Annotated in this window: 25 protein-coding genes; 13 read left to right on the forward strand and 12 right to left on the reverse strand. The window is 68.2% G+C overall.

The annotated features are described in order from the left end of the window. Positions 1 to 51 precede the first annotated feature (51 nt). Complete coding sequence (katG, locus tag C6A87_RS14955; RefSeq protein ID WP_311112999.1) at positions 52 to 2,283, reverse strand: catalase/peroxidase HPI; 2,232 nt, start codon at positions 2,281 to 2,283, stop codon at positions 52 to 54. Between the two features lie 43 nt (positions 2,284 to 2,326). Continuing rightward, positions 2,327 to 2,782: a Fur family transcriptional regulator gene (locus C6A87_RS14960; protein ID WP_311113000.1), complete on the reverse strand. Its 456-nt coding sequence runs from the start codon at positions 2,780 to 2,782 to the stop codon at positions 2,327 to 2,329. Between the two features lie 70 nt (positions 2,783 to 2,852). On the opposite strand from C6A87_RS14960, the gene C6A87_RS14965 reads away from it, so the two are divergent. Both C6A87_RS14965 and C6A87_RS14970 read left to right on the forward strand, forming a co-directional pair. After that, complete coding sequence (locus tag C6A87_RS14965; RefSeq protein ID WP_311113001.1) at positions 2,853 to 3,146, forward strand: Dabb family protein; 294 nt, start codon at positions 2,853 to 2,855, stop codon at positions 3,144 to 3,146. A gap of 101 nt (positions 3,147 to 3,247) precedes the next feature. After that, the gene (locus C6A87_RS14970; RefSeq protein WP_311113002.1) at positions 3,248 to 3,622 is read left to right on the forward strand and encodes a group 1 truncated hemoglobin; all 375 of its coding nucleotides are present in this window, start codon (positions 3,248 to 3,250) and stop codon (positions 3,620 to 3,622) included. Here C6A87_RS14970 and C6A87_RS14975 read toward each other — a convergent pair. Next, a complete protein-coding gene (locus tag C6A87_RS14975; RefSeq protein ID WP_311113003.1) occupies positions 3,543 to 4,367 on the reverse strand; it encodes a glutamine amidotransferase in 825 nt (274 codons plus the stop codon). The two genes, C6A87_RS14970 and C6A87_RS14975, sit on opposite strands and share 80 nt — an antisense overlap. A 35-nt stretch (positions 4,368 to 4,402) precedes the next feature. On the opposite strand from C6A87_RS14975, the gene C6A87_RS14980 reads away from it, so the two are divergent. The 3 genes from C6A87_RS14980 to C6A87_RS14990 all read left to right on the forward strand — a co-directional run bounded on the left by C6A87_RS14980 (position 4,403) and on the right by C6A87_RS14990 (position 6,558). Continuing rightward, positions 4,403 to 5,182 (forward strand): O-succinylbenzoate-CoA synthase, encoded by a 780-nt coding sequence (locus C6A87_RS14980; RefSeq protein WP_311113004.1) that lies wholly within the window; start codon positions 4,403 to 4,405, stop codon positions 5,180 to 5,182. Between the two features lie 276 nt (positions 5,183 to 5,458). Then, complete coding sequence (locus tag C6A87_RS14985) at positions 5,459 to 5,851, forward strand: limonene-1,2-epoxide hydrolase family protein (protein WP_311113005.1); 393 nt, start codon at positions 5,459 to 5,461, stop codon at positions 5,849 to 5,851. A 200-nt stretch (positions 5,852 to 6,051) separates the two neighbouring features. Continuing rightward, positions 6,052 to 6,558 (forward strand): ester cyclase, encoded by a 507-nt coding sequence (locus tag C6A87_RS14990; RefSeq protein WP_311113006.1) that lies wholly within the window; start codon positions 6,052 to 6,054, stop codon positions 6,556 to 6,558. A 97-nt stretch (positions 6,559 to 6,655) separates the two neighbouring features. Here the strand turns inward: C6A87_RS14990 and aceA are convergent, their stop codons facing one another. The 5 genes from aceA to tenA form a co-directional block, all read right to left on the reverse strand. Next, complete coding sequence (gene aceA, locus C6A87_RS14995) at positions 6,656 to 8,968, reverse strand: isocitrate lyase ICL2 (RefSeq protein WP_311113007.1); 2,313 nt, start codon at positions 8,966 to 8,968, stop codon at positions 6,656 to 6,658. A gap of 44 nt (positions 8,969 to 9,012) precedes the next feature. Continuing rightward, the gene (gene upp / locus C6A87_RS15000; RefSeq protein WP_311113008.1) at positions 9,013 to 9,654 is read right to left on the reverse strand and encodes a uracil phosphoribosyltransferase; all 642 of its coding nucleotides are present in this window, start codon (positions 9,652 to 9,654) and stop codon (positions 9,013 to 9,015) included. After that, positions 9,654 to 10,919, reverse strand: a complete 1,266-nt coding sequence (locus C6A87_RS15005) for a URC4/urg3 family protein (protein WP_311113009.1) — start codon at positions 10,917 to 10,919, stop codon at positions 9,654 to 9,656. The genes upp and C6A87_RS15005 overlap by 1 nt, the downstream gene beginning before the upstream one ends. After that, on the reverse strand, positions 10,916 to 12,187 hold the full coding sequence (locus tag C6A87_RS15010) for a GTP cyclohydrolase II (protein ID WP_311113010.1): 1,272 nt from the start codon (positions 12,185 to 12,187) through the stop codon (positions 10,916 to 10,918). The genes C6A87_RS15005 and C6A87_RS15010 overlap by 4 nt, the downstream gene beginning before the upstream one ends. Positions 12,188 to 12,267: 80 nt before the next feature. Beyond that, positions 12,268 to 12,966, reverse strand: coding sequence for a thiaminase II (gene tenA, locus C6A87_RS15015; RefSeq protein WP_311113011.1), 699 nt, complete (start codon positions 12,964 to 12,966; stop codon positions 12,268 to 12,270). 88 nt (positions 12,967 to 13,054) lie between these two features. Here tenA and C6A87_RS15020 point away from each other — a divergent pair, with 88 nt between their 5' ends. The 3 genes from C6A87_RS15020 to ripD all read left to right on the forward strand — a co-directional run bounded on the left by C6A87_RS15020 (position 13,055) and on the right by ripD (position 15,096). Further along, positions 13,055 to 13,741 (forward strand): DUF899 family protein, encoded by a 687-nt coding sequence (locus C6A87_RS15020; protein WP_311113012.1) that lies wholly within the window; start codon positions 13,055 to 13,057, stop codon positions 13,739 to 13,741. Between the two features lie 52 nt (positions 13,742 to 13,793). Then, positions 13,794 to 14,291 (forward strand): thiol peroxidase, encoded by a 498-nt coding sequence (gene tpx, locus C6A87_RS15025; RefSeq protein ID WP_311113013.1) that lies wholly within the window; start codon positions 13,794 to 13,796, stop codon positions 14,289 to 14,291. Between the two features lie 199 nt (positions 14,292 to 14,490). Beyond that, positions 14,491 to 15,096, forward strand: coding sequence for an NlpC/P60 family peptidoglycan-binding protein RipD (gene ripD / locus C6A87_RS15030; protein ID WP_311113014.1), 606 nt, complete (start codon positions 14,491 to 14,493; stop codon positions 15,094 to 15,096). A gap of 6 nt (positions 15,097 to 15,102) precedes the next feature. Here ripD and C6A87_RS15035 read toward each other — a convergent pair whose 3' ends face one another. Then, positions 15,103 to 16,071 (reverse strand): oxygenase MpaB family protein, encoded by a 969-nt coding sequence (locus C6A87_RS15035; RefSeq protein WP_311113015.1) that lies wholly within the window; start codon positions 16,069 to 16,071, stop codon positions 15,103 to 15,105. Positions 16,072 to 16,216: 145 nt separating this feature from the next. On the opposite strand from C6A87_RS15035, the gene C6A87_RS15040 reads away from it, so the two are divergent. From C6A87_RS15040 to C6A87_RS15050, 3 genes are all read left to right on the forward strand, one after another. Beyond that, positions 16,217 to 16,828 (forward strand): TetR/AcrR family transcriptional regulator, encoded by a 612-nt coding sequence (locus C6A87_RS15040; protein WP_311113016.1) that lies wholly within the window; start codon positions 16,217 to 16,219, stop codon positions 16,826 to 16,828. A gap of 334 nt (positions 16,829 to 17,162) precedes the next feature. Continuing rightward, positions 17,163 to 18,263 carry a PE-PPE domain-containing protein gene (locus C6A87_RS15045; protein WP_311113017.1) on the forward strand — a complete coding sequence of 367 codons (1,101 nt, stop codon included), beginning with the start codon at positions 17,163 to 17,165 and terminating at the stop codon, positions 18,261 to 18,263. Between the two features lie 73 nt (positions 18,264 to 18,336). Then, complete coding sequence (locus C6A87_RS15050) at positions 18,337 to 20,151, forward strand: fatty acyl-AMP ligase (RefSeq protein ID WP_311113018.1); 1,815 nt, start codon at positions 18,337 to 18,339, stop codon at positions 20,149 to 20,151. 4 nt (positions 20,152 to 20,155) lie between these two features. On the opposite strand, the gene C6A87_RS15055 is transcribed toward C6A87_RS15050, so the two are convergent. Both C6A87_RS15055 and C6A87_RS15060 read right to left on the reverse strand, forming a co-directional pair. Continuing rightward, positions 20,156 to 20,866 (reverse strand): CPBP family intramembrane glutamic endopeptidase, encoded by a 711-nt coding sequence (locus C6A87_RS15055; RefSeq protein ID WP_311113019.1) that lies wholly within the window; start codon positions 20,864 to 20,866, stop codon positions 20,156 to 20,158. Between the two features lie 21 nt (positions 20,867 to 20,887). Continuing rightward, a complete protein-coding gene (locus C6A87_RS15060; protein WP_311117946.1) occupies positions 20,888 to 21,499 on the reverse strand; it encodes a YdcF family protein in 612 nt (203 codons plus the stop codon). A gap of 122 nt (positions 21,500 to 21,621) precedes the next feature. Here C6A87_RS15060 and C6A87_RS15065 point away from each other — a divergent pair, with 122 nt between their 5' ends. Together C6A87_RS15065 and C6A87_RS15070 are read left to right on the forward strand one after the other, a co-directional pair. After that, complete coding sequence (locus C6A87_RS15065) at positions 21,622 to 22,173, forward strand: hypothetical protein (protein WP_311117947.1); 552 nt, start codon at positions 21,622 to 21,624, stop codon at positions 22,171 to 22,173. Between the two features lie 164 nt (positions 22,174 to 22,337). Further along, positions 22,338 to 23,879 carry a hypothetical protein gene (locus C6A87_RS15070; RefSeq protein WP_311113020.1) on the forward strand — a complete coding sequence of 514 codons (1,542 nt, stop codon included), beginning with the start codon at positions 22,338 to 22,340 and terminating at the stop codon, positions 23,877 to 23,879. A 30-nt stretch (positions 23,880 to 23,909) separates the two neighbouring features. Here the strand turns inward: C6A87_RS15070 and C6A87_RS15075 are convergent, their stop codons facing one another. After that, complete coding sequence (locus C6A87_RS15075) at positions 23,910 to 24,662, reverse strand: alpha/beta fold hydrolase (protein ID WP_311113021.1); 753 nt, start codon at positions 24,660 to 24,662, stop codon at positions 23,910 to 23,912. Between the last annotated feature and the right edge of the window lie 94 nt (positions 24,663 to 24,756).

The following is a 24,756-nucleotide window of genomic DNA, read 5'->3' on the forward strand; positions in this document are numbered from 1 at the left end:
GGGCGCCCGGTCGGCGATTTCGCCGGCCGAGCGCCCCTTCCTTGCGGGCTGTTACTCGAGACCCTTGCCGATGTCGTAGCGATCGGCGTCCATCACCTTGGACCACGCCGCGACGAAGTCCTTGACGAACTTCTCCTTGGCGTCGCTTTCGGCGTACACCTCGGCGACGGCGCGCAGCTGCGAGTTCGATCCGAACAGCAGATCGACGCGGGTGCCGGTCCACTTCTGCGAGCCGGTCGCCCGGTCGTTGCCGACGTAGGTGCCGTCATCGGCGGGCGAGGGCTTCCAGTCGGTGCCCATGTCGAGCAGGTTGACGAAGAAGTCGTTGGTCAACGCGCCCGGCTTGTCGGTGAACACGCCGTGCCTGGTGCCACCGAAGTTGGTGTCCAGCACACGCAGGCCGCCGACGAGGACCGTCATCTCCGGAGCCGACAACCCGAGCAGGTTGGCCCGGTTCACCAGCCGGAACTCGGCCGGCAGGTCGCCGCCCTTGCCCAGGTAGTTGCGGAACCCGTCGGCCTTGGGCTCCAGATAGGAGAACGACTCGACGTCGGTCTGCTCGGCGGTCGCATCGCCCCGGCCCGAGGTGAACGGCACCTCGACGTCGAACCCTGCGGACTTGGCCGCCTTTTCGACACCGACGGCACCGCCGAGGACCACCAGGTCGGCGAACGACACCCGCGTCCCCGATGCGGCCTGGATCTCCTCGAGCTTGCGGATCACCTGGGCCAGCTCGTCGGGCTCGTTGACCTCCCAGCCGAGCTGCGGCTGCAGCCGGATCCGGCCACCGTTGGCGCCGCCGCGCTTGTCGCTCAGGCGGAACGACGAAGCCGCCTTCCACGCCGTCGACACCAATTGCGACACAGTCAGACCCGAGTCGGCGATCGCGCTCTTCAGTTTCGCGACCTCGTCGGCGGACAGCTCGGTGCCGGCCGGGGTGAGGTCCTGCCAGAGCCAGGTGTCCTTGGGCACCTCGGGTCCGAGGTAGCGCACCACCGGGCCCATGTCACGGTGCAGCAGCTTGAACCAGGCCTTGGCGAACTCCTCGGCCAGCTCCTCGGGATGATCCAGCCACCGGCGGGTGATCTGCTCGTAGATCGGGTCGAACCGCAGCGCCAGGTCGGAGGTCAGCATCGACGGGTGGGTCTTGCCGGCCCCGTGGGCCTCGGGAACCGAGTTGGCCCAGCCGTTGTCCTTGGGCCGCCACTGGTTGGCGCCCGCGGGGCTCTTGAACAGTTCCCACTCATTGCCGTACAGGATCTCCAGGAAGCTGTTGTCCCACTTGGTGGGCGTGTGCGTCCAGGTCACCTCCAGGCCGCTGGAGACGGTGTCCTTACCGTGGCCGGCGCCCTGCGGGTTGGCCCAGCCCAGACCCTGAAGCTCCAGATCGGCGGCTTCGGGCTCGGGGCCGACGAGTTCGGCGTCACCGTTGCCGTGCGTCTTGCCGAACGTGTGGCCGCCGACGATGAGCGCGGCGGTCTCGATGTCGTTCATCGCCATCCGGCCGAACGTCTCGCGGATGTCGATCGCGCTGGCGAGCGGGTCCGGATTGCCGTTGGGGCCTTCGGGATTGACGTAGATCAGGCCCATCTGGACTGCGGCCAGCGGGTTCTCCAGGTCACGCTCACCGGTGTAGCGCTTGTCGTCGAGCCATTCCTGCTCGGGACCCCAGTACACGTCCTCCTCGGGCTCCCAGCGGTCCTCGCGACCGAACGCGAAACCGGCGGTGCGGAAGCCCATGTCCTCCAGTGCGACGTTGCCCGCGTAGACGATCAGGTCGGCCCACGAGATGGCCTTGCCGTACTTCTGCTTGACCGGCCAGAGCAGGCGGCGCGCCTTGTCCAGGTTGACGTTGTCGGGCCAGCTGTTGAGCGGCGCGAAACGCTGCATGCCTGCGCCGGCGCCGCCGCGGCCGTCACTGACCCGGTAGGTGCCCGCGGAGTGCCAGGCCATCCGGATGAACAGCGGGCCGTAGTGGCCGAAGTCGGCCGGCCACCAGTCCTGCGAGGTGCGCATGACCTCGACGATGTCGGCGCGCAGCGCGTCGACGTCGAGGGACTGCACCTTCGAGGTGTAGTCGAAGTCGTCGTCGAGCGGGTTGATGACGTCGGGGTTCTTCTGCAGGATCTTCAGGTTCAGCTGGTTGGGCCACCAGTCGTGGTTGCCACCACCGGCCACCGGCGGCTTGAGCCGTCCGAAGCCTGCGGGGCAGCCGCCTTCGGGCGCTTCTGACTGCGCTTCTCCGATGGGCGGGCTGTCTTCCAAGGGGCGATCGTCGGGCACAGGGCCTTCCTTCCGTATTGGTGGTGGTGGTGTCGAACAGTGATCACGGATGTGATCGGGGGACTTGCTGGGTGACGCACTGCGGGCAGAGGCCCCAGTAGACGACCTCGGCCTCGTCGACCACGAAGCCGTCGAGTTCGCCGAGCGGGTCGGACGGGATCAGGCACGGCGCCGCGCCGACCGCGCAGTCGACGTCGGCGATCGCGCCGCAGGAACGGCACACGATGTGGTGGTGATTGTCGCCGACCCGCGTCTCGTAGCGGGCCACCGACCCCAGCGGCTGGATCTTACGCACCAGGCCGGCTGCGGTCAGCGCCGCGAGCACGTCGTAGACCGCCTGGCGGGACACCTCGGGCAGCGTCGCGCGCACCGCTCCGAAGATTGTGTCGGTGTCGGCGTGTGGATGCGCCGCAACCGCCTGCAGGGCAGCTAGTCTCGGACGCGTCACGCGCAGGTCCGCCTCGCGGAGCAGTTGCGCGTAGTCCGAAGTCACCCCCATGTTCTACGCGGTTTTCTGGACTGAGTCAAGAAAAGGTCCACGGGATCGCCCGCACTGTTAGGGTTCGGCGGTGATCCGAAACGTGGTGCTGGCGAAGTTGAAGGACGGCTACGACACTGCCGAGGTGGAGCGCATCCAGACCGGCCTGCGCGCACTGAACTGCCCCGGCACCGTGCGCTACACGGCCGGCACCGACGCCGGATTGCGCGACGGGAACTGGGACTTCGTAATCGTCGCCGACTTCGACGATGTCGCCGCCTACCGCGGCTACGACGAGGACGCGACCCACAACGAGTTGCGGGCCCGGCTGGCGCCGTTCGTCGAACAGATCGCCCGCGCCCAGTTCGAGATCCCGGCGAGCTGACCGGGCCTCACCGCGGCCCCGGTGCGACGGTGAGGACAAGTTAACGCGGTCTCAAAGTCGCGCAGTGCCGCGTGTTAACCCGCGGCGACCACCCTGTCGGGATGAGCATCTTCGACCAGATCGGCGGCCGCGCTGCTGTCACGGCGGCTGTCGACGACTTCTACCGCCGGGTCATCGCCGACCCCGAGTTGACGCCGTACTTCGACGGCGTCGACATGCGTCGGCTCAAGGGCCATCAACGCTCGTTCATCGCCGCGGCGATCGGCGGGCCGGAGCCCTATCTCGGACGCTCCATGCAGGAGGTCCACGGAGGCCTCGCCATCCAGCCGGCCCACTTCGACCGTGTCGTCGGTCATCTGGTGGAGACGTTGACCGACCTGGGGGTCGAGGGCTCCATCATCGGTCAGATCGGCGACCGGCTGGCACCGCTGAAGGCCGAGATCGTCGCCCCGGAAGCGCCCGCACGCGCGGGCTGAGCGTCAGCGGCCTGCGGTAGCGCTGCACGAAACGGCGCAGGATCTCCGTCGCGTGTGTCACCTGCCTGCGCCGGGCGTCGTCCTTGAGCGCCTGGGCGGACTCCGGTGCGAAGTATCCGTAGTCCTTGTAGACGTCGATGCGGGTGCAGATCCCGTCGACGTCGAGCTCGGGGTGGAACTGTGTGGCGTAGACGTTCTCGCCCACCCGGAAAGCCTGGATCGGGCACGCCGCGGACCGGGCGAGCACGACCGCACGGTCGGGCAGCATCGCCACCGCCTCCTTGTGCCCGCCGAACGCGTCGAAGCTGTCCGGCAGCCCGGCGAACAGCGGGTCGCGTCTCCCGTCGTCGGTCAGCTCCACGGTGACCCCGCCGACCGGCTCGCTGTGGGACCGGTCGATCACCGCACCGATGGCCGCGCCCACCGTGCCGACCCCGTAACAGCACCCGAGGAACGGGTGGTCGTCGGCCACGACGCGGGCGAGCAGCCGGCCCAGTTCGTCCTCGACCCGGCGCTGGGTCGGTGTCTTGGCCGCCGGGTCGTCGCTGACGTTGTAGGGCCCGCCGCCGAGGATGATGCCCGACCAGTGCGCGGGGTCGACATCGCCGAGTTCCTGCGTTGTCAACCGGACCCGGCGCAGCCCGGTCTCGTCCAGGTGCGATAAGCGCATCACCGCCGCGTACTCGTCATCCGCGGCCTCATCCTCGGCGCGGATGGACAACAGCAGAAACGCGGCGTCGGCCACAGCGCCAGAGTAACGACCGGATAGCTTGTCGGTCAGTGAGAACACTCATCGATATCGACGATCCGGCGGTGTTCGCCGTCCCGACCGCCTCCGGCGTGCGCGAAGGCGCGCTTCTCGACGGACCCCAGGGTTGGGGCGAGTTCAGCCCGCCCACCGACGCCGACGACGCGCTCGCCGCGCGCTGGCTGACAGCCGCGATGGAGCCGAGCACCGTCGGCTGGCCCGACGCGGTGCGCGGCCGGGTGCGGGTCGCCGACCGGCCGGCCCGTGTCGTCGTGGGCCCCGGTGGCGTCGACGAAGCGGTATCCCGCATCGCGGCGCTGGGTCCGGCCGTCGACCTGGTGGAACTGGCCTGCCGCAGCGCCGACGACGCCGCAGCGGTGCGGCGCCGAGTGGATGTGCGCCTCGCGGTCGACGCGGACCTGCTGGCCACCGACCCGGGGTGCGCCGACGTCGCCGTCCTGCGCTGCGGCGCACTCGGTGGAGTGCGGCGCGCGATGCGCCGGGCCGAGAAGCTGAACATGCCGTGCGCGGTGGCGTTCACCGGCGCGACCAGCATCGGCCTGGCCGCCGACGTCGCGCTGGCCGCGGCCCTGCCTACGCTGCCGACGGTCTTCGGGCCGGTCCCGGAGTGGCTGGCCGACCACGACGTCGTCTCGGGCTCAAGGTCTCTCGTCCCGGCAGACGGTCACCTGCCCGCCGCGCCCATGCCCGCCGGGCCGGATCCGGCACGCCTGGCGCGGGTCACCGTCACCGACCCCGACACCGTCACGCGGTGGCGCGACCTTCTGCGCCGGGCCGCGGCACTGCTTTAGCGTCACCGACCGCGACCTACCGGGGAATCTCCGAGCCGATCCCCAACATGGTTGGGCAACAGGGGAATCGAGGACAAACAGCGCTCAAGAATCCCTCGGCGATCCAGACGGACACCAGGATCAACCGCGTTCGATTTTTCCAAACACGTTCTCCGCTTGCGCATCTGCACAACCGCACCGCCCAATCCGACCGCCGCGGCTCGGGATGCACCGACCGCGGATACGTCAGTAGCATTCTGCGCGAATGTGATTCGTTGATATCCCTCCTCTGCTACGGTGAGGGCTGATCACCGAACGACCGACGGGAATGCGATGACTGCTGAAGAGATCGTGCGCGCCGAGATCGCCGCATGGGGTCGAAATGACGTCGACGAAGTCATGAGTCACTTCGGCGAAGACGCCGCATTCGACATCGGCCCGTCCTATCCACGCCTGCAGGGTCGCGACGCGATCCACAAGATGATGAAGGCGTTCTTCGCCGGTGGCACGTGCGTCGATCTCGAAATCCGCCATCTCGCCGTGGACAGCGACGTGGTGATGATGGAGCGCTTCGATCACTGGATCGTCGACGGCAAGCAGAAGAGCTGGCCGGTGATGGGTGCTTATCAGGTGCGCGAGGGCAAAATCGTGGCCTGGCGGGAGTACTTCTACCCGCCGAGCGATTCCTGACCTCACGTCTTCACGGGTCAGGCGCCGCTGGGTGCCCGTCTCGTCGACGAACTCCAGGTGCAACAGCTCGCTCATGATGTCGTCCGACGGATTGTCCACCCGCCCGTCGAGATACTCGGCGATCACGTCGAACCTGTCGGTGCCCACCAGTGGGTCCATCCGTCGGTCGATGTCCGCAAAGCTGTTGTGGGTCAACCCGATTGGGACAGTCCACCCCCTGCCTCATCCGCAAGCCCGCTCCGGAGTTTGCTGACGGCGGCGACGTCACCGGCTACGGTAACCATGACACCGACCGGCTTGGAGGCATCGTGGAGGCGAACAGAGCACTGGTGAAGAAGTTTTTCGCCGCGGTGGAGAGCGGTGACTTCGACGCCTTCGACGCACTGGTGGCCGAGGACTACGACGACCACCTCGCGGGGCAGTCACCAGGGCGCGAAACGCTCAAGACCTACTTTCAGCAGTTGCGGGTCGCCTTCCCGGATATCAAGCTTCCGATTTCCCAGATGGTCGCCGAGGGCGATCGCGTCGCGGTGCTCAACTCGGTGCAGGGCACGCATCGCGGCGAGTTTCTCGGTATCGCGGCCACCGGACGGCGAGTCGACGCACCTGCGTTCCAGTTGTACCGGATCGAGGGAGGCCAACTGGCTGAGCACTGGGAAGTCGCCGACTTCGCCACGCTGATGCGGCAACTGCAGCCCGACACCTAGGCAGTTCGACAGTCACATCCACCACAGGAATCCACGTTTCGCGGTGGTGCACTCGCACTTTCGCCGCAAAACGTGGATACCTGTGACTGGCGCCGGCTCAGTCCTGCTTGCTGATCAGCCGGAGCAGCGCCTTCCGGTCGGGAGCCAGCAGCTCGTCGATCCGCGGCTGGTTCACGTCGGCGACGATGATCTCGCCGACCTCCTGGTAGACGTCGCTGAAGATGCCGTGCGACTTCATCTTCTCGGTCTGATAGATGTTGTCCTCGGTCGGCGTCACGTAGTAGACGATCTCGGCCTTGAACCGGTGGATCAACCACAGGTGGATGAGGTCCATCAGCCGCTTCTGCCGCAGCTGCTCGGCGAAGGTGTTCTGGTCGCGCACCGTCAGGATGCTGCGGCCGTGCCGGTCCTTGATCGGGTCGACCACCACGTTGGCCAGCGGCTCTGTGCCGTCTTCGGAGCCGTCGCTGAATATCTGCAGATCCAGCACATCGGAACCGGCACGCCGCGGACGCAGCTGCACGTGCAGCTTCTCCGGCAGCTGGTAGTGCTCGCCCCACAGCGCCAGCCATTCCTCCAGCAGCTTCTTGGGCACCTCGGTCTGAACCAGGTGCTGGTGCTGGGTGGATCCCTTGCCCATCGACTTCGTGGTCGCGGTACGGCCCGACGACGCCGCCAGCGCGGCGTCGCTGCGCGGCCCACCGACCAGCGTTTGCGGTGTGCGGTAAGGAGATTCGACGAGCCGCATCTTGCGCTGCAGCCGGGCCAGCGCGAGCATGCCCTCCTGGCGCAGCGACGTGGCGAACTCCTCGGACGCCACACCGTCGACCTGATGGCCGCCGTAGGTGATGAAGTTGAAGACGAACCCCAACTTGCCGATCTCCTCCGGGAACGCCCGCATCTCCTCGTCGGTCATACCGGTGGTGTCCCAGTTGAACGACGGCGACAGGTTGTAGGCCAGCATCTTGTCGGGGTAGACCGCGTGGATGGCGTCGGCGAACTGCTTGGCGTCGGCCAGATCGGCGGTCTTGGTCTCCATCCACAGGATGTCGGCGAACGGCGCGGCCGCCAGCGACTTGGCGATCGCGTAGGGGATTCCGCCGCGCACCTGGTAGTAGCCTTCGGGGGTCTTGACCCGCTCGCAGTCCCAGGCCACGTCCGCGCCGAGTTCCTTGGCCTTCTCGCGTGCCGTGTACAGCGGCGCACGCTCGGCGAACACCCGCCATTCGGCCACGCTCATCGCCGGCGGCTCGCCTTCACGCTCGCGGAACTCCAGCAGTTCGGCGACCGCCTCGCCGTAGGTGTTCAGCCCGGCGTCGTCCTGCCAGGCGTCGACGAACCGCGACTCCACCTTGTCGAAGGCCGCGTCGAGCGAGGCCGCCGTGCCGTCCTGCCATGCCGCGGCCGCCTCGTCGATCACCGTCGTCAACCCCTGACGTTCCAGCCAGGCGTCGGCGGTGGCGTACTCGCCGTCGGGCAGCGCGTAGAGCAGATGGCCGTTGATCTCGGCGACGCCCTTGTTGTAGAAGCGCCGCATCATCGCCAGGTAGCACGCCTTGTACGGCGGGATCTTCAGGTTGGTCGCGCCGAGCAGGAACGGCTGGTCGCGTTCGTCGGCGCGGCTGTCGATCAGGTTGGCGGCCTCGGCGTCGGTGCGGGCGACGATGATGCCGGGCACCCGCATGATGTCGAGCTGGAACCTCGCCGCGTTCAGGCGCTTGATCTGCTCGTCCGACGGCACCAGCACCTTGCCGCCCTGGTGACCGCACTTCTTGGTGCCGGGCCGCTGGTCCTCGATGTGGTAGCCGGGGACGCCGGCCTCGACGAACCGTCTGATCAGGTTGCGCACATGCGGGTCTCCGCCGTGCCCGGTGTCGGCGTCGGCGATGATGAACGGGCGGTAGTCCACCGCCGGCGTCGCCGCCCGCTGGTCACTGGTCATCTGCAGACGCTGGTACTGCTGGTTGCGGTCGGCGGTCAGCAGCGCGCGAACGATGCCGGCGGCCTCCTCGGGTACCTGGCTGAGCGGATAGCTGGCCAGGTCGGGCCCGGGGTCCTCGGAGATGGAGCCTTTGGCGGAGGTCGCCCAGCCGCCGAGGTAGATGCCCTCGATGCCCATCCGTTTCATCACCACGGCCTGGCCGGGGGAGTAGGGACCGAACGTGGTGATGCTCTTGCCCTTGGCGAACAGTTCCCGAAGGTGCGGGTAGAACGCGGTGGCGGCCTCGCGGGCGACCGGGTAGTCGGCCGGGATGGTGCCGCGCTGTTCGGCGACCTGGCGGGCGGTGTACAGGCGGATGATGCCCTCGAACCGGGGGCTGTCGAAGTACCGCTGCGTGTCGGCGACATCGCGCTCGAACGGCTCGCCGGGTGCGTCGGTCTGGAAGGCGTCAGCTTCGATGATGGCCATGCTTCACCCTACGGCGCAGGGCCGCGCAGATGGGCGCCTGTGGGCTATTTGGTGCCGAAGATCCGGTCGGCCACGTCGCCCAGACCCGGCAGGATGTAGCCGTTCGCGTCGAGCTCTCGGTCGACGGCCGCGGTGTAGATCGGCACCTCCGGGTGGGCTTGGTTCATCGCCGCGATGCCCTCGGGACAGGTGAGTAGGCAGACGAACTTGATCGACTTCGGCCGGTACTCGCGCAGCCGGTCCACCGCCGCGATCGCGGAGTTGCCGGTGGCCAGCAGCGGATCGAGCACGATCACGTCCCGCTCCTGCAGATCGCCGGGCATCTTGAAGTAGTACTCCACGGCGACAAGGGTTTTCGGGTCGCGATAGAGGCCGATGTGCCCCACCCGCGCCGACGGCGCCACCTCCAGCAGGCCTTCGAGCAGGCCGGTGCCCGCGCGCAGCACCGACACGAACACCAGCTTCTTGCCGTCCACCACGTTGCCGGTGGTGGTCTCCATCGGCGTGTGCACCTCGATCTCGTGCAGCGCGAGGTCGCGCAGCACCTCGTAGGCCATCAGCGCCGACACCTCGTGTGCCAGACGTCGGAAACTGTTGGTGGACAGATCTTTCTGCCGCATCAGGGTGATCTTGTGCTGGACCAGTGGGTGGTCGACGACGTGCACGCCGCCCGGACCGTCAGCCATCAGAACACCGTCCCGTCACTGGTCACCGTCAGCGGCGGGAGCCCACCGCGTAATCGCTGGGCCGCCGCCCGCCCGGCCGCCCACGTCCCGCCCTCCAGCACACACGCCAGCGGCATGTCGGAGGCGCCGGCGCCGAGTCGATCCCGCACCAGCGGTGCGAGTTCGTCGAGCAGTGCCACCGTCAGCGCCCGCCACTCGACCACCAATTCGTCGGCGGGGGCCCAGCTCCGGGCCGCGACCTCCTGGTCGCGCAGCGTCAGCGCACCGTGGTCGAGCAGCAGGCCGCCGTTGCGGTACTCGGCCAATCCGGTCAGCGCGTCGACGCCGGTCACCGTGACACCGGCCCATTCGAACGGCTCCAGCAACGAGTACGTCAGCCACTGCGACAGTTTGTGCAGGGGCAGCCAGCCGGCCGTCAGCCCGGGCCCGGCCACCGCGTCGTGGCGCCAGCAGTCGCCGACCGGTTCGTCGCCGATCTTGTTGTCGGACGGCCAGATCCGCGACAGCGACGCCAGCAGCCGGGCCAGGATGCCGGTGGCGCGGACCTCCCCGGTGACGGCCGGGCCGCGGTAGAGATCGTCGTAGAGGCCGCCGGGCAGGCCCTGCGCGCCGAACACCTCGGGCTGGGCGGCCAGCGCGTCACCGAGCCGGTGCATCAGCGCGACGCGCCCGGCGAGCCCGACCAGCGGGTTGTCCGGGCCGACCTGGAACGCCGCGGCCAGCCGCTCCTCGGTCAGCGCGCACAGTCCGGCGGCGTCGACCTGCAACGGCCGGTCCGGGTCACCGGAGAACGCCCCGGAGACGAAGGTGTGCCAGCTGGCCACCGCCAGGCCTTCCGAGCGGGTGAACCGCACCACCGACGTTCCGCGCGTCTCGGTGTAGCCCCACTGCGCGCCGGCGCCTGCGTCGAGCAGCACGCTCACCACGGCCAGATCGATCATCGCCCGGGCCCGCTCGTCCGCACCGGCTGCGCCGAGCAGCGCGGCCAGGTCGCCGCGGCGGTCCACCCCGCCGGCCTCGAAGTGACGCCACCGGCTGTGCACCGGGATCCGCAAGTCCGGGAACCTGGATCGGGTGAGGGCCGTGACCTCGCCGGCGGTGCGCTGCAGCGCGGCGTCGTCGACGGTGAACCAGCGCGAGTCCCCGGCACGGGCGCGCTCGAGCAGTTGCGCCGCCCGGGTCCGTACCGCAGCGGTGGTACGCAGCAGCGCGGCGGCACCCGCGGGATCGGTGGCGTCGGGCGGGGCATGGGTCTGCGCGGTCATCCGCCGAGCGCCCTGCCTTTGGCCTTCTTCAGTTCGTCCGCGTCGGGCACCTGCCCGGGGGTGAAGTAGCCGGCGGCCATCTTCGCGTCGATCTCGACGCGCGCGTCGGCGGGGACGAGCTCGTCGGGGATCGACACGCGTTCCCCGACCTCGATGCCGGAGCCGGTGATCGCGTCGTACTTCATGTTGCTCATCGAGACCAGCCGGTGGATCTTGCGGATCCCCAGCCAGTGCAGGACGTCGGGCATCAACTCCTGGAACCGCATGTCCTGTACCCCGGCCACGCACTCGGTACGGGCGAAGTACCGATCGGCGGTGTCGCCGCCGACCTGCCGTTTGCGGGCGTTGTAGACCAGGAACTTGGTCACCTCGCCCAGCGCCCGGCCCTCCTTGCGGGAGTAGGCGACCAGCCCGACGCCGCCGCGCTGCGCTCCCAGGATGCATTCCTCGATCGCGTGCGTCAGGTAGGGCCGGCAGGTGCAAATGTCCGAGCCGAACACGTCGGACCCGTTGCACTCGTCGTGCACGCGCGCGGTCAGCTCGACGCCGGGGTCGGCCAGAGCGCGCGGGTCGCCGAAGATGTAGATCGTCTGTCCGCCGATCGGCGGCAGGAACACCTCGAGGTCCGAGCGGGTCACCAGCTCGGGGTACATGCCGCCGGTTTCCTCGAAAAGCACTCGGCGCAGGTCGGTTTCACTGCAGCCGAACCGCTGCGCGACCCCGGGCAGGTGCCAGACCGGCTCGAGTGCGGCCTTGGTGACCAGTGCCGCGCCGGTGGCAAGCAGCACCCGGCCGTCGGGGGTCAGCCGTCCTTTGAGGATCGCGTCGTGCACTTCGGGCAGAATCACCTGCGCCTTGGTCACCGCGATGGTGGGCCGGATGTCGAACCCGGCGGCGATCTGATCGGCGAACACGTCGGCGACGGCCGCACCCCACGGGTCGAGGCTGACGATCGTGGCGGGATCGGTCCACTGCGGGTGCGGCCCGACCACGTCGGTGGGCGCGGTGTCGGTCAGGTCGGCGCGGTGTTCGCGGGAGAGCTTTCCGGCGGCGACAGCCAGCGCCCGGTAAACGCCGTAGGCGCCGCTGTGGGTGCCGATGACGTTGCGGTGCGCGCGCGTGGTGGTGGTGCCGACGACCGGGCCGCGGGCGGCCGCGGTGGCGGCGCCCCAGTGCAGTTGCGGCGCCTCAGCGCCCGCGCTGTGCGAGGTCAGCCGGATGTGGCCACCGGGGGACCTGGCGGGTGGCGGAGCGGCATCGGCGGACATCGGCCTCCTCGGCGAAGTGCGCGCTCAAACAGGAAGCCGCCAGCTTAGCCACTGACCGCGGTCCGCGCCGCCCGTCCCGTTCACACCGGCCACTGCTCCCGCCGGTACGCGGCGTCGAAGAACATCCACTCGTACCGCGAGGTCGTCACGAAATGGGCTCGCGCGCATGCCTCCTGGGCTGCGTTGAGCTGTGGCCCCACCCGGTCGGCGAGCGCGAGCACCTCCGTGACGGTGGCGACGAAATCGTCACCGCCGTAGCTGTCGATCCACTGCTGGTACCGGGCATCGGTGGACCCGCGGTCCAGCAGTTCGGCGCCGACCTCGGCGTAGATCCAGTAGCACGGCAGCACCGCGGCCAGCCCGTCGGCGAAGCCGCCGTCGTACACGGTCGCGAGTAGGTAACTCGTGTAGGCCTGGGTGGTCGGGGAGACCGGCACGCCGTCGACGCTGCCGGGGGGCAGGCCGAGAGCGGGCAGCAGTTCGACGTGCAGCGCGAGTTCGACGTCGAGCACCTCGGCGGAGTGCCGGGCGAACATCGCGGTCTCGGCCAACGACGGCGCCTTGCCCGCCACCAGCGCCAGCGCCCGAGAGTAGGTGCGCAGGTAATGCACGTCCTGCGCGACGTACCCGGCGAACCCGTCGGGGTCCAGGCTGCCGTCGGTGAGGCCGGTGACGAACGGGTGGGCCACGATCGCGTCGAAGATCGGGGCGATTTCGGACCACAGTGCGGTGGTCCAGGAGTCAGGATTGTGGGGACCGATGCGTGGGGCGACGCTCAATTCGGCGTTCCTTTCAGCGATGAGTTTGTGGCCGGCGCGAGGTCGATACGGATGTCCACACCGATTGACTTGCCGGAGGCCGACTGTAATGACCGAAATCAACACGCTGCCGCCCGTGGTCGACAACCAGACGTGGCGGGCGGCACTCGACGAACTCCGCAAGCGGGAGAAAGCGGCCACCCGTGAGCTCGATGCGATCGCCGCGCAGCGCCGACGGTTGCCGATGGTGCAGATGCCGGACTACACGCTGGTCGGCGCCGAGGGCCCGGTGCGCCTGGCCGACGTCTTCGACGGCCGCTCGCAGCTGATCGTCTACAACCACATGTGGTCCGACGGCGCCGAGTGGCAGTGCGGCGGCTGCACCGGCTTCACCTCGCAGTTCACCCGCCTGGGATTCCTCGACAACTACGACGCGAGGTTCGTGATCGTCACGTCGGGCCCGATCGAGGAGGCACTGGCGTACCGGTCGAAGGTGGGCAACACGATGGATTGGTACTCGTCGGCTGGCAGCCCGTTCGCCACCGACGTCGACGCCGCACCCGACACCGGCTTCGCGGTCAACGTGTTCCTGCGCGACGGCGACACCGTCTACCGGACCTGGCACACCAACGGGCGGGGGACCGAGCAGATCAGCTACACGTTCCCGCTGATCGACCTGCTTCCCTGGGGGCGCCAGGAGGAGTGGCAGGACTCGCCGGAGGGCTGGCCGCAGCGGCCCACCTACTCGGGCTGGCTGGATTCACCCGACGTCGCCCGCCTCTACGGGAACCCCTGAGCGCCCGAACCCCGTCGCGACGGGACGGGCGCGGCTTGGCAGACTGTGCTGCATGGCTCAGATAACTTTGCGAGGAAATCCCATCAACACCGTCGGCGAGCTGCCCGCCGTCGGGTCCGCCGCCCCCGGTTTCAGCCTCACGGGCACCGATCTGGGCACCGTGGGCGCCGATCAGTTCAGCGGCAAGCCGTTGCTGCTCAACATCTTCCCTTCGGTCGACACCCCGGTGTGCGCCACCAGCGTCCGCAGGTTCAACGAGAGCGCCGCCGCCGGTGGGGTCTCGGTGCTGTGTGTGTCGAAGGACCTGCCGTTCGCCCAGAAGCGGTTCTGCGGCGCGGAGGGCATCGAGAACGTCACCACGGCCTCGGCCTTCCGTGACAGCTTCGGCGACGACTTCGGCGTCACCATCACCGACGGCCCGATGGCCGGCCTGCTGGCGCGCGCCGTCGTGGTGATCGGGGCCGACGGCAACGTCGCCTACACCGAGCTGGTGCCCGAGATCGGCCAGGAGCCCGATTACGACGCCGCGCTGGCCGCACTGAAGTCCTGACGAACCGGGACACGATAGAGGGCGGCACGCGGGCGTAGGTCACAGCTCGGTTCCGGTCCCGCATCTCCTTGATTCACCGTCCTGCGACGACGTCAAAGCCCCACGTTATGTGGTGTAGAAGTGGTTGTAGTGACTGTTGTTGATCAAAGAGTCCAGCGCCGGTGACGGCGCCGGCGGCCCGGAAAGCGGTGGAACTGCAATGCGACGCGTCTACGTCTTCGTGATCGGTCTCGCCCTGGTGCTGGCGACACCGGGCCTCGCATCGGCACAGCCCGCGCGATCGGCGACCAACCAGAAAGCGGTCGAGGTCGTCATCGCGCGGGCTCTGTCCCAGCGCGGCGTTCCGTTCGCCTACGGCGGCGGTGGCGCCTCCGGTCCGAGCAAGGGCACTGTGGCCGTCCCGACCGCGCCGTCGGACCAGGCCGAGCTCGATGCCCAGTCGCTGGATTTGGCGCCCGGCCTGAACCTGCCCAGCGTCACCCCCAATGTGGCCGCGCCGGTGCCCGCGCCCGCGCCGCGTATCGAGGTGGTCGGTTTCGACGCCTCGGGTCTGATGGTTTACGCCTACGCCGGTGCCGGGGTGAAGCTACCCAGGTCGTCCGGCGAGATGTACAAGGTGGGCCAGAAAGTCCTTCCCGCCCAGGCGCTGCCGGGCGATCTGATCTTCTACGGCCCCGAGGGCACCCAGAGCGTCGCGCTGTTCACCGGCAACGGGCAGATGGTGGAGACCACCGATTCCGGCGTGGCCCTCTCGACGGTGCGCACCAACGGCATGGCGCCCTACCTGGTCCGCATCATCGCCTGAGCCGGGTCAGGAGGGCGCGACGGCTCCCGGCACCCGGTACGCGAACGACTTCTTCTGCCGCTCCTGCATCTTCTGCAGGCACTGATGGTGCTTGCGGGCGTGATAGGCCAGCGGGAAATAAGTCAGCCGTTCGGGCAGAACGCGGTAGGCGGCGCGGATCACCGTGTACACGCGAACCAGCTCACGCTGCTCCCGTTCGCTCCACGTGACGCCGAGTTTGGCACGTAGACGAGGATCGAGTAGGCCCACGATCGACAGGTAGTTCAGCCGTAGCCCGCGCCGCACCATGGCCCGGGCCACCGGGTGCAGGGCGAGTGGGAGCCCCTGCGGGAGGTGCACTTTGCCCGTCACCATCTCATCAACCAGTTGCAGCGCCTGTGGCGTGCCCTCCAGCTTGTCGACCATCTCCTCGTAGTAGCGGTCCATCTCGTCCCGCGTCCGGGGATACCCGTTCATCGGGACGTGCAGTAGACGCGCGAGCGTGCGGTTGTCGCGCAGCAGTTCGTCCTTCTCCAGGTCAGTGAACTCCCGTCCGATCAACAGGGGACCGGCCTGGGAGTTGACGATGTAGCCCGTCGCGATGACCCACTGGTAGGCCTCGGGATTCAGCGCGCTGATCTGTCGCCCCGTGGTGGCGCTCTTCATCGTCATGGGCTGGTGCATCGCCCGGACGCGGTTGCCTTCGGCGACAGCCTCGGTCCCACCGTAGGTCCACCGCAGCACCGAGTCGATGGATCGGATCGCGCGACCGCCCTGATCGCCCTGAAACGCCGCCGAGTAGCGGCCGGTGACCTCCGCGATGACCGGATGCATCGCCTGCATCATGAACGCGGCGCCTTCGAGGACCAAGAACGTCCACCGGCCGGTGTGCTCGGCGGTCAGCGAGTCCGGCGGGACCAGTTCGGGGGCGTCAGGTTCGGCGGCTGCTGCGGGGGACAGGTCTGCGTCCAGTTCGGAATCCCTGGTGGCGGTCATATGGCGGCAAACCTCCTGATGATGGGGTTGCCGAACGCTAATATGACCGCCAGGTCGCATTCAAGTCGCGTCAGGAGTACTGATGGCCGTCAATAAGCCCAGTTCAGAGCGACGGAAGCTGCCGAAGCAGCAGAGGTCCCGCGACATGGTCGCAAAAATTGTGGACACGACGGCGCAACTGTTGCTCAAGACCGATCCCGACCGGCTGACCACGAACCTGATCGCCGACACCGCGGGCGTCAGCAAGGGCTCGATCTACCAGTACTTCGCCGACAAGGACGAGATCGTCAATGCCGCGATCGCGCGGTTGGCAGCCCAGCAGGCACCCGCGATCGAGGAAATGCTCAGATCGGTAACGCTGGATCAGCCGCAGGTGGCGATGCAGGCCTCGATCGACATCCTCATCGATGTCACGATCGCCAACCGGCGCCTCATCCGGTACCTCGCCGAGCGGCCCGACTACACCAGAACGTTCCAGGACATCTCCGGCCTCAACGCCACGCTGCTGGCGATGACCACGCTGCACATGGGCCACTACCGCGACCAGTACCGCAATGAGCTCAGCCCGCGTGCGCTGGCCTGGTTGTTCTTCAACATGGCGGTCTCCACCACGCTGCGCTACATCGAGTCCGACGACCCCATCAGCCTCGAAGAACTGCGCAGCGGACTCAAGTTCGCGTCGGCCTGCTGGTCGGCGACCGCGCCTGAGCCGGCCGGACGCATCCATCGCCTAGCAAACGCATTTCCATCAGGTTAAACCGCACCGAATCTCTGGCAAATGAATTCGCTACGTGGAGCGTCTCACCCGCCGGTCGTGGGCATGTACCAGCAGGCCCAGCCCCTGCCTGTCGGCGGGTACGACCGGCATCGGCCGGGTGCCGAGCCGCCCCGGTGAACCCGAGAAACCGTAAATATTGTGGGATTGACGACCGTCTATTAGTGTCATCTCGCCGGATCAGCTTCGGTCCAGCGCCTCTGGACCTCACCCCACAAAGGACCGCCACGTGCGTGGACTTCTCGCCGCTGCCAGCGCCGTATCGGTTGCTGCACTGACCTTCACGTCACCTCAGCCCTATGCGCTTGCAGCAAACGTGCTCACGGTCACTGGTTACACCGCGGGCGGAACGCTGCAGTGGGACATGAGCGAGGCCTTCCAGGGCCACTACTGCGACGCCGATTCAGGCAACACCTGCACGCCGGTCAGATACCTGTCCGGGCTACCGCTGGTGGGGGAGTCCGACGGTCTTCGGGCACTGAGATCGGCGATCAAGACCTCGACGGGTCCGACGGTCGTGCTGGGCTACTCCCAGGGCGCGTTGATCGCCGCGGATTGGCTTGCAGAGAACGAAGACGCGAGCGATCGTCCCTCCCCGGAGGATCTGTCCTTCGTGCTGTTCGGTAACTCGCTGCGTAAGTACGGCGGGGTGCGCCCGGCCTACGACATCGACCCACCGATGCCGAACAGCGACTACCACGTCACCGACATCGCGATCGAATACGACGGCGCCGCCGACTTTCCGGACGATCCGTTCAACCTGCTGGCACTGGCCAATGCGTTCGCCGGATTCCAGTACGTGCACATCTACGGCTATGAGGACGTGGATCTGGAGAACGACGAGAAGCTGGTCTGGACTGACGGCAACGTCACCTACGTCCTGATCCGCCAGCAGAACATCCCCCTGCTGGAACCCCTGCGTCGTCTCGGTCTGCACGAACTGGCCGACCAGCTCAACGGACCGCTCAAGGAGATCATCGACTCCGCCTACGACCGCGACTATCCCGGCCTGGTCGATTCCACCTCTGAAGATGTATCCGCACAGGTGATCTCCGCCGATACCGCGGAAATGGCCGATGAGGTCACCGACGACGCCGCGACAGTGGAGGTGGCATCGTCGCGGTCGCAGCGATCCCACGACGACGCCGAGGACGCCGAAGGCGCCGCTGAGGATGAGCCGGCACCGCTCATCGAGGACCTGGACGAATATCCGCCGAGCGCCGACGATTCCGACGACTCCGCCGCCGAGGACGACGAGGACGACGCGCTCACGGAGATCCCGGACGCGGCGACCTCCGACGATGTCCCCGTCGATGTCCCCGACGACGCGGCGGACGACGGAAGCGCCACCGAGACCGGTTCGGGTCCGGCCTCGGACTCCGGTTCGGACTCCGGTTCGGACGACGCCGCCGAGTAGTACGGCCACAGGCATTGCCCCTGCAACGCAACGCAATTGCCGGGGTTATCGACTGCCCGCCTAGACTGCGGTCATGGACCGCGACACGGCACAGGATGTGCCCGAAGGGCTGCTGCGGATCGAGGACTGCCTCGACGCCGAGGGCGGCATCGTGTTGCCTCCCGGCGTGACGTTGATCTCACTGATCGACCGCAACATCGCCCATGTCGGGGACACCGTCGCGTTCCGCTATCTCGACTTCTCCGGCCCCGCCGGGACACGGGCCGTCGAACTGACGTGGAGTGAGCTCGGTGTGCGGATGCGGGCGATCGGCGCACATCTACAGCAGGTGACCCGCCGCGGCGACCGGGTCGCGGTCCTGGCGCCGCAGGGGCTGGAGTACGTGGCGGGGTTCTTCGGCGCGGTCAAGGCGGGCAACGTCGCCGTGCCGCTGTTCGCACCCGAGTTGCCGGGCCACGCCGAACGCCTCGACGTCGCGTTGCGGGATTCGCGCCCGAGCGCGGTGCTGACGACGGTGGCCGCCCGCCGCTCGGTGGAGGACTTCCTGGCGACGATGGAGGACGCCGACCGGCCGACCGTGATCGTGATCGACGAGATCCCCGACGCCGCGGCCGCCGACTTCGTCCCCGTCACCATCGACGTCGACGACGTCTCGCACCTGCAGTACACCGGCGGCGCGACGCGCTCACCGGTCGGGGTGGAGATCACCCACCGGGCGGTGGGCACCAACCTGCTGCAGATGATCCTGTCGATCGACCTGCTCGACCGAAACACCCACGGCGTGAGCTGGTTACCGCTCTACCACGACATGGGCCTGTCGATGATCGGCTTTCCCGCGGTGTACGGCGGCCACTCGACGCTGATGTCGCCGACGGCGTTCATCCGCAGGCCGCTGCGGTGGATCGAGGCGCTGTCTGCCGGCGCCCGCACCGGTCGCGTCGTGACCGCCGCGCCGAACTTCGCCTACGAATGGGCGGCCCAGCGCGGCGTTCCCGGGGAGGGATCCGACATCGAGTTGGGGAACAACGTCGTGCTGATCATCGGCTCGGAACCGGTCAGCATCGGGGCGATCAATACCTTCACCGCGGCGTTCGCGCCGTACGGTCTGCCCCGCACCGCCTTCAAGCCGTCCTACGGGTTGGCCGAGGCGACGTTGTTCGTCTCGACGATTGCGCCCGCTGCGGAGCCCACCGCGGTCCACGTGGATCGGGCACGGCTGACCGAGGGGTGCGTGGTGCCGGTGGCCGCCGACGACGAGCGGGCCGTCACCCACGTGTCCTGTGGGCAGGTCGCGCGCAGCCTGTGGGCCGTGATCGTCGACGACAACGGGGCGGAGACGCCCGACGGCCGGGTCGGGGAGATCTGGTTGCAGGGCGACAACATCGGCCGAGGCTACTGGGGCATGCCCGAGCAGACCCGGGCCACGTTCCACGCCCGCCTGTCCGCGACGTTGCCGGAGGGCAGCCACGCCGCGGGCGCCGATGTCGGCAGAAAATGGCTGCGCACAGGCGATCTCGGCTTCTACCTGGACGGCGAGCTGTACGTGTGCGGGCGCACCGCCGACCAGCTGTGCATCGACGGGTGCAGCCACTATCCGCACGATATCGAAGCGACCGTCGCGGCGGCGTCGCCCGTGGTGCGCCGCGGATACGTCGCGGCGTTCATCGTCGATGCGGGGGTGGTCGTGGTGGCCGAACGCGCGGCGGGCACCGCGCGCGCCGACACCGCAGCGGCGATCGAGGCGGTGAGATCGGCGGTGCGGCAGCGCCACGGGGTGCCTGTCGCCGACGTGCGCGTGGTTCCTGCCGGGGCGATCCCGCGCACGACCAGCGGCAAGCTGGCCCGGCGCGCGTGCCGCGCGGAGTATCTGCGCGGCGGCTTCGACTGACGCCTCAGCTGACGGGCAGCGCTCCCGCGACGGTGTACATCAGCACCAGTCCGGGGAGCAGATTGGTCACCTGGTGCGCGACGATGCTCGCGCTCAGGTTCGCGGTGTACAGGCGGGCCAAACCGATCGGGATCGCGATGACCAGCAGCAGCGGGGCGCGACTCCACTCCAGGTGCGCCAAAGCGAATACCACGGTGCTGACCCAGAAGGCCGCCCAGCGCCCCCACCGTTGTGCCACGGCGCCCCAGAGCAACCCGCGGTAGACGATCTCCTCGAAGATCGGTGCGACGATCGCGATCAGCACGAACACCGCGACCGCCCACCCCCACCCGGCCCGTACTCCGCCGAACACCTCACCGGCCGCGGAGTTGGCGTCCTCGCCGACGATCTGGATCCACAGCAAGGACGCCGGAATCGTGACCAGCAGCCCTGCCACGCCGAACAACAGCCCGGTGGCGGCCGCGCGCCAGGACCACCGCATCGCGAGATCCAGGCGTGGCCCGTTGCCCCGTAGGTAGGTGATCACGATCGCCACCACGGCTGCGGCCGCGCTCGGCACCCCGACCACCACCAGGATCACCGAGACGTGCGGGGTCGCCGCGCCGCCGAACACCTGCGCCAGCAGCAGCGAGCTGACCAGATACACGGCTTCGACGAGAAGGAAGGCGCCGAGGCCCCAGCGGTGGCGGGGCTCGGCGCGGGGTGCGACAACCACACCCGAACGCTAGTTCACGGCTCAGCTGATGGTGATGAACGGGCTGATGACGTCCCGCACGAACTGCGCGATGTTGATCGACGGGTTCCCGTCGGGGAAGCTCACCGTTGCCAGCACGTTTCCGCCCGCGGCGGCGAAGTTGCCGTCGGCCCGGTCCTGGTGTGACGACGAGGTCACCAGGATGATCCCGGACGTGCCGGCATTCTTGGCCAGCGGCACCGAGAACGCGGCGTTCTGCACGGTGCTGTTGGCTCTGTCCTCGACGATGATCCGGTCGTCGGGGATGCCGTAGAGACGCAGCATCTTGCGCATCTGCCCGGCTTCGCTGTTGCCGTTGCGCGGGTTTCCACCGGTCACGATGATCGGCGACTGGGGAAACATGTGGCCGACTGCCATGCCCGCCAGCACCCGGGTGTGCAGGATCGTGCGCATGGTGCCGTCGGGTTTGAGCCCGTAGCCCAGGATGACGATCGCCGGTTTCGAGAAGTCCTTGGCCACGAACTGCGGTGCGGCGGCGGCCGTGCCGGTCGCAGGCCCGCCCGCAAGCAGTGCCACGGCCATCGCGAGCGCGACGAGGACCGCATGCAAGCGGGCTCGCGGACGGCGACGTGTCACTGCGGATGAGGGAGTCATCACCGGGTTCATCGCCGCGGCGGCCGAAGTCATTACGGTCCGGTCTCGAACCGTGAACGATGCGTGATCGACAGCGCTCGGCATTGGCGTGGATCGGCGATCCCGTGGTCTGGTGGAAGGTGATGTCCATCAACCGTTTCGCGCCCCGCCGTGCGGCTCTGGCCGCGACCGCCACGCTCGTCTGCCTACCGCTGGCTCTCACCACCGCGCCGGCCGCCTCAGCGGCGCCCGCGTCCGACGACCGGGGTTACGTCGATTCGACGGCGCGCTGCGCATCCCCCGCCACCATGGTCGTGTTCGGCAGCACGGCCGGCTCGAGGGTCGCGATCTGCCGTGACGCCGACGGCGAGCTGCAGTACCGCGGGGTGCGGGTACGCGACGGAGCCAGACTGATCACCTCCGCCACGCAGTCCTCGGACGGCGCGTTCACCGCCACCAACGACGGTGTCGACTACCTGGTGACCTCGAGCGCCCTGGTGGTCAGCGTGGGGCAGAAGGTGATCCGCGACGAGCCGATGGTGGACTTCCACCGGGCCGCGGGCTCCTCCGAAGACACCGAAGACACCGACTCGTCCGAACCGACGGGCGGATCGACCACGGCGCCGTCGTCGACGACCGCACCCACCCCGCTACCTCCGCCGCTGCCCGCAGAAGTCGGCGGCGAAGGCAGCTGACCCTTTCGCGCGCCTACGCCCGAAAAACGGATTCGCGATGCCTTCGCTGCATTGCACACCGAATTGCAGCTATACATCGAGCGAAAAGCCACGAATTCAGTGGCGAAGCGCGAATGCATTTGCCAACTGGGACCTCTGCTATTAACTGACGGCCCCGTCAGCAAATGTGCGTGTGGCGGAGAATAATCTCCATGAAGTGGACAGACGATCACATTCTGGATACGTTTTCGTCCGGTCGGGCCACAATTAGCAACATGGAGGGGGCGCACATGCCCACAGTCGCACGTAGTTACGTCACCGCAGGGGTCGCCCTGATGGGTGCAGGTGTCATCTCCGCGGCACCGATCACCACACCGCAGTCGCCGCACCGCAGCGCAAGCTATGAGGTCGGCCTGGTCGCCGCCACCCAGAGCTGTGCGCCGGGCGAGACGAGCGCGGTGTGCGGCACGCCGTCGGGACCGCCGTCCGCCCCCAACTTCACCCCGACGGCCGACAGCACCAACGTCTTCAACATTCCGGCGAATCTCTTTATCGCACTGGCAAATACGCCGTACCACTTCTTCACCGCACTCGGTGCGGGGAATGTCCAGCTCGGTTCCGAGCCCGACGGCGGCCCGAGCTTCCGGCCGGGCTACGAAGGCATCACCCTGACCCAGCCCGGCGGTAACGTCGTCGGCCTCGGCGCGAACCTGCACTACGGCGGCAGCTGGTGGGTCTACAGCCCGACGAACATCCTCGGCACCGACGCCGCCGACGTCGCTCGCTACCAGGCGCTGACCAACGTGCTGGTGCCTTTCCCCGCGCTTTCGGTGCCGCTGGGCAACATGCTGGCCGCTGTGGCCGCATCGCAGCTGCCGATGGACGAAGGCTGCTCGGGCACAGGTTCCGGCGGTTGTGACAATCCCTCCGGGATCCTCAGCAAAATGTTTGACGTCCGCGCGATCGCCGCACTGTTTTCGCCGGAGGGATACACCTATCCCGAGGTTCGGGAAGTCATCTCGTGCAACGCGCAGGGCCAGTGCTATGTCAAGGATCCCGACGGCCAGGAGCTTCCGTGGTCCGGTGAGACCGTCAAGCTCGATCCCACCACTCCGTTCGCGAGCTTCTACGACAGCCTGACGGGCACGCCCGACGTCTCGTCGATCAAGTTCGTCACCCCCGAGCTGGTGGTGAGCAGCCTGGTCGCCCTCGGCCGGGGCCTGAACACCGCGTACAACCCGTTCGTGCTCGGCACGCAGTGCGCGATCTGCGCACCGTTCGTCCCGAACCCGGATGGCGAGCCGATACCGGGACCGGTCTTCGAGGACCCTGACGCCGGCCCACTCACTGAGAGCGCCCCGGCGGCCGAGGCCGTGGCTGACACCGTCGCAGCCGCTCGCCCCGTGGTCGAGGACGCGCCCGAGACCGGCGTCGACGAGAAGACTCAGGACACCGCCGAGGACGTGACCGAGGACGCCACCGAGGACGCAGCCGACGAGCCCACCGGCCCCAAGCACCGCAAGCCGACCGGCACGAGCCAGACGGTGAAGAACGTACGGGAGTCGATCAATTCGACGATCTCCAAGCTCACCGGCGGGTTCAAGAAGCCGAGCGACAAGACCGACACGAAGGCCGACGAGGCGACCTCCTCGAAGTCGAAGGACGACTCCGGTTCGGAGGCGAAGAAGAGCGATTCGGATTCGGGCTCCGGCGGTTCCGAGGACTAGCCCTCCAGGCGGGCGCGCCGACCGGCGAGCTCACAGGTACGGGTCGGCCCACGCACTGATGATGCGGGCCGCCCGTGCCGCCTGGTTCTTACCGGTGAGCAGGTGGTCGGCGCCCTCCAAGGAGACGAAACTGCGGGGATGCCGCGCGGCGAGGAAGATGTCGCCGGCGTTGTCGATGCCGACGGTGTCGTCGGTCGGGGAGTGCATGACCAGCAGCGCGCGGCGCAGCGTTTCGATGCGCTCGCGGAGGTCGGCTGCACGGACGTCCTCGACGAAGGCACGCTTGAGTGTCAGCGCTTTTCCGCCGATCGACAACGACGCCTCGCCCTCCTGTTCGACGCAGGCCACGAGCGCGTCGTAGATCCGTTCCACGTGGGCCGGCTGACAAGGCGCGCCGATACTGGCCACCGCGGCCACCGACGGGCAGTCGTGCGCAGCCGCGATCACCGCGGAGCCCCCGAACGAATGTCCGACAAGCAGTCGCACCTCGCGACCGTCGTCGTTCATGAACTCGACCGCGCGGACGGTGTCGGCGACCTTGTGCGAGAACGATCCATCGCCCCAGTCGCCCTGCGAGTCGCCGAGACCGAGATTGTCGAACCGCAGCATGCCGATGCCCTCACGGGCGAGCTGCTTGCAGATCCGGCTCGCCGCCGGGCTGTCCTTACCGAGCGTGAAGCCGTGGGCGAACACGCCCCAGCCCCGTACGGTCCCGTCGGGCTCGTCGATCAGGCCGGCCAGCTCAGGCCCGCTGCTGCTGGAGAAGGTGACACGTTCGGACACCCGACCATCCTGTCACCCACCCTGCTTTCCGGGTGGGCACAAAGCCGGGCTGCGCCGCGTTGCCAGAACGAGGGGTCCGGCGCGGCAAGGAGTG

Origin of the sequence: Mycobacterium sp. ITM-2016-00317, from assembly GCF_002968295.1 — a bacterium.
In the GTDB taxonomy this organism is placed as follows: domain Bacteria; phylum Actinomycetota; class Actinomycetes; order Mycobacteriales; family Mycobacteriaceae; genus Mycobacterium.

Excerpts from the sequence above, each read along its gene's own strand:
- C6A87_RS15065 (WP_311117947.1), top strand. The coding sequence starts at position 21,622 with ATGTCCATCAACCGTTTCGCGCCCCGCCGTGCGGCTCTGGCCGCGACC.
- upp (WP_311113008.1), bottom strand. The coding sequence starts at position 9,654 with ATGGCTGACGGTCCGGGCGGCGTGCACGTCGTCGACCACCCACTGGTC.
- C6A87_RS15050 (WP_311113018.1), top strand. The coding sequence starts at position 18,337 with ATGGACCGCGACACGGCACAGGATGTGCCCGAAGGGCTGCTGCGGATC.
- C6A87_RS15040 (WP_311113016.1), top strand. The coding sequence starts at position 16,217 with ATGGTCGCAAAAATTGTGGACACGACGGCGCAACTGTTGCTCAAGACC.
- C6A87_RS15060 (WP_311117946.1), bottom strand. The coding sequence starts at position 21,499 with ATGACTCCCTCATCCGCAGTGACACGTCGCCGTCCGCGAGCCCGCTTG.
- C6A87_RS14970 (WP_311113002.1), top strand. The coding sequence starts at position 3,248 with ATGAGCATCTTCGACCAGATCGGCGGCCGCGCTGCTGTCACGGCGGCT.
- tpx (WP_311113013.1), top strand. The coding sequence starts at position 13,794 with ATGGCTCAGATAACTTTGCGAGGAAATCCCATCAACACCGTCGGCGAG.
- ripD (WP_311113014.1), top strand. The coding sequence starts at position 14,491 with ATGCGACGCGTCTACGTCTTCGTGATCGGTCTCGCCCTGGTGCTGGCG.
- C6A87_RS15035 (WP_311113015.1), bottom strand. The coding sequence starts at position 16,071 with ATGACCGCCACCAGGGATTCCGAACTGGACGCAGACCTGTCCCCCGCA.
- C6A87_RS15010 (WP_311113010.1), bottom strand. The coding sequence starts at position 12,187 with ATGTCCGCCGATGCCGCTCCGCCACCCGCCAGGTCCCCCGGTGGCCAC.
- C6A87_RS15070 (WP_311113020.1), top strand. The coding sequence starts at position 22,338 with ATGTGCGTGTGGCGGAGAATAATCTCCATGAAGTGGACAGACGATCAC.
- C6A87_RS14960 (WP_311113000.1), bottom strand. The coding sequence starts at position 2,782 with ATGGGGGTGACTTCGGACTACGCGCAACTGCTCCGCGAGGCGGACCTG.
- C6A87_RS15020 (WP_311113012.1), top strand. The coding sequence starts at position 13,055 with ATGACCGAAATCAACACGCTGCCGCCCGTGGTCGACAACCAGACGTGG.
- aceA (WP_311113007.1), bottom strand. The coding sequence starts at position 8,968 with ATGGCCATCATCGAAGCTGACGCCTTCCAGACCGACGCACCCGGCGAG.
- C6A87_RS15005 (WP_311113009.1), bottom strand. The coding sequence starts at position 10,919 with ATGACCGCGCAGACCCATGCCCCGCCCGACGCCACCGATCCCGCGGGT.